The sequence below is a fragment of the Streptomyces pactum genome, from assembly GCF_016031615.1.
Classification (GTDB): domain Bacteria; phylum Actinomycetota; class Actinomycetes; order Streptomycetales; family Streptomycetaceae; genus Streptomyces; species Streptomyces pactus.
Window position 1 is genome coordinate 1 of record NZ_JACYXC010000012.1, and the last position, 2,272, is coordinate 2,272.

The window sequence follows — 2,272 nt, forward strand, 5'->3', positions numbered from 1 at the left end:
GTTCCGAGTCCTGGCCCGTGCCGGCGCGGGTGGTTCCCGAGCTGCCGGCGGAAGCCTCCGGGGCGGCGACGCCCGCGCCCTCATCAGGCGCCGGGGCGTCCGGCGCCGAGCGTCCCTGGGCCGGGGCGCCCTGGGCGGCCGCGCCCCGGCCGACGGCGTCCGGCTCCACGGCGTCCTGCGTCACGGCGTCCCGCGGCGGGGTGTCCTGCGTCGGGGAACCCGCCACGACGGCATCCGGCTCCACGGCAACCGGGGTCGGGGCCGGGGCGTCCGGCGCGGTGCCACCCGGCGTCGCGGCGTCTCCCGGCGTCGCGGCGTCCGCGGGGGAAGAGGTCTCCGGGGTACCGGCCGGGTCCTGCGGTGCGGGCACCTCCGCGCCGTCCCGGTCGGCGGGCAGGCCGGCCGGAGCGCTTCCGGGGCTGACCGGCCCGCCGGGTCCGGCGGTCGCCCCCGTCCGCTCCCCGTACCGCTCCGGCGGCGCGTCGGCGGGCGCCGGAGCGGTCGCCGTCGTCGACGACCCGGTCCCGGGCTCCGCCGGCCCGTTCGCGAGGGCCGCCGGCTCGGAGACCGATCCGCTCGCGGATGTCCGTTCGCCGGCGGATGTGGTCGGCCGCGCGGCGGACCCTTTGCCGCCGGCGGGAGCATCCGGGCGGGCCGCGGCGGGGCCGGTGGCCGGCTCGTCGCTCCGCGGCCGCCGCACGGTGGGTGCCGCCGGGCGGCTCCACCACTTCGGCTTGGGCCCGGGGGCCTTCCCCTCGTCCATGATCTCCCCAGAGTTCCCGCGTCAGGACACGGCGCGGACCGCGGAGCTCCGGGACACCGTCCCGCCTCGGCTCCGTGCCGCGTGCTTGCGATTCAACCAGGTCCGCCGGGGATCACGCAGGTGTCCCCCGGGCGAACGGGCGGCGGTCGCCCGGCCGGAGCCGGATGTGCCGCCCGCCGGTCCGGTGCCCGGCCGGGCACCGGGCCCGCCCGGCGTCGGCCGGTGCGCCCGTGCGCCACCCGCCGGTCCGGCATCCGGCCACGCGCCCACCGGGCGCAGCCGACCATCGGCCCACCGGGGCGGCCGCGCGCCGAGGCGCACCGGGCGGGTGTCGGCCCGTGAGCCTACCGGGACCGTCCCGGACGGTACGCCGGACGGCCGGCCACGCGCGGTGCACCGGTCTGCCGGCCGCCGGTCCGGAACGCCCACGCGACGACCCCGCCGGGCCACGGCACCAGGCGCCCCGGAGCGCGCGCTGCCCGTACCCGGTGTCCCGCCGGAGCCCGTGCCCGGCACGGCACCGGGCCGGTTACGGCGGCTCCTGCGGGACGGACCACCCGCCCCGCCGGGGCGACGGCGCGCCCGCCGGCAGAGGACGACACCGGCCCGCCGTCACCCAGCACCGTCGCCCAGCGGCCGTCACATGGTGGCCGTCACCGAGCGGCCCGGCCGGACGCCGCTTCGGCAACGACGGGCACCGACCGGCGGGCGCGCGCCCGCCTGCCGTTCCCGCGGCGACCCCGCCACCACGCACCGGCCGGCCGCCGACGGCCGGCAGGCCTTCCCCGGCGGGCCGACCGTCGCTCCAGGGCCGGGTGAGCCCGTCCCCGCGGTCGGCCGTTGCGGCGTCGCACCCTGCCGGGCCCGGCCGCCGGTACGGCGTGCCCACCGGAGGCACGGCACGAAGAAACCGCCGGGGCCGGTCCCCGGCGGGGCTCCGGATGCGGCTCGGCTACTTCGGGCCGGTGGCGGTCACCACGAGCGGCGGGCCGCCCTTCGTGGGGCGCGGGGTGGCGGTGGCGGTCCGCTCCGGTTTCGCCGTGGCCGCGGCGGGCAGAAGCGGGGAGCCGAGCGAGAGCGCCGACTGCACGACCGGCGGCAGCATGGTGCTCACCGGCAGCGCGGAGGCCCGGAACGCCGGCAGCGGTGCCGGCGGCTTCAGGGCCGGGGGCACCTGCGCCGCCACCGGGCCACCGACGGCGGGCATCGCGCTGCCGCCGACCGGTGTCCGCAGTGCGGCGTCCATGCGGTGCACGCCCAGGTGCCAGGAGGCCGCGGCGGCCGTCTGGTGGGCCGACGGCGGGGTGACCGCGGCGCCGGCGCCGTCCGCCCGGTTGCGCGGCGGGGCGGTCTCGTCCAGCGGCAGCGTCCCGCTGAGCGCGAACGCCGCCAGCGACACCGCGCCCGCGGCGGCGAAGGCGAACCGTCTGCCCCGGGGGGACGGACGGCCCATCTCGTGGATGCGGAAGCCGCGCTCCCGCGGCGGGGTGGGCAGAAAGGCGAAAGCTT

Annotated in this window: 2 pseudogenes; both read right to left on the reverse strand. The window is 81.1% G+C overall.

From position 1 onward, the window contains the following. Positions 1 to 226: pseudogene (locus tag IHE55_RS32075) on the reverse strand (hypothetical protein); the annotation flags it as partial. A 1,489-nt stretch (positions 227 to 1,715) separates the two neighbouring features. Then, positions 1,716 to 2,272, reverse strand: a pseudogene (locus IHE55_RS32080) (hypothetical protein); the annotation flags it as partial.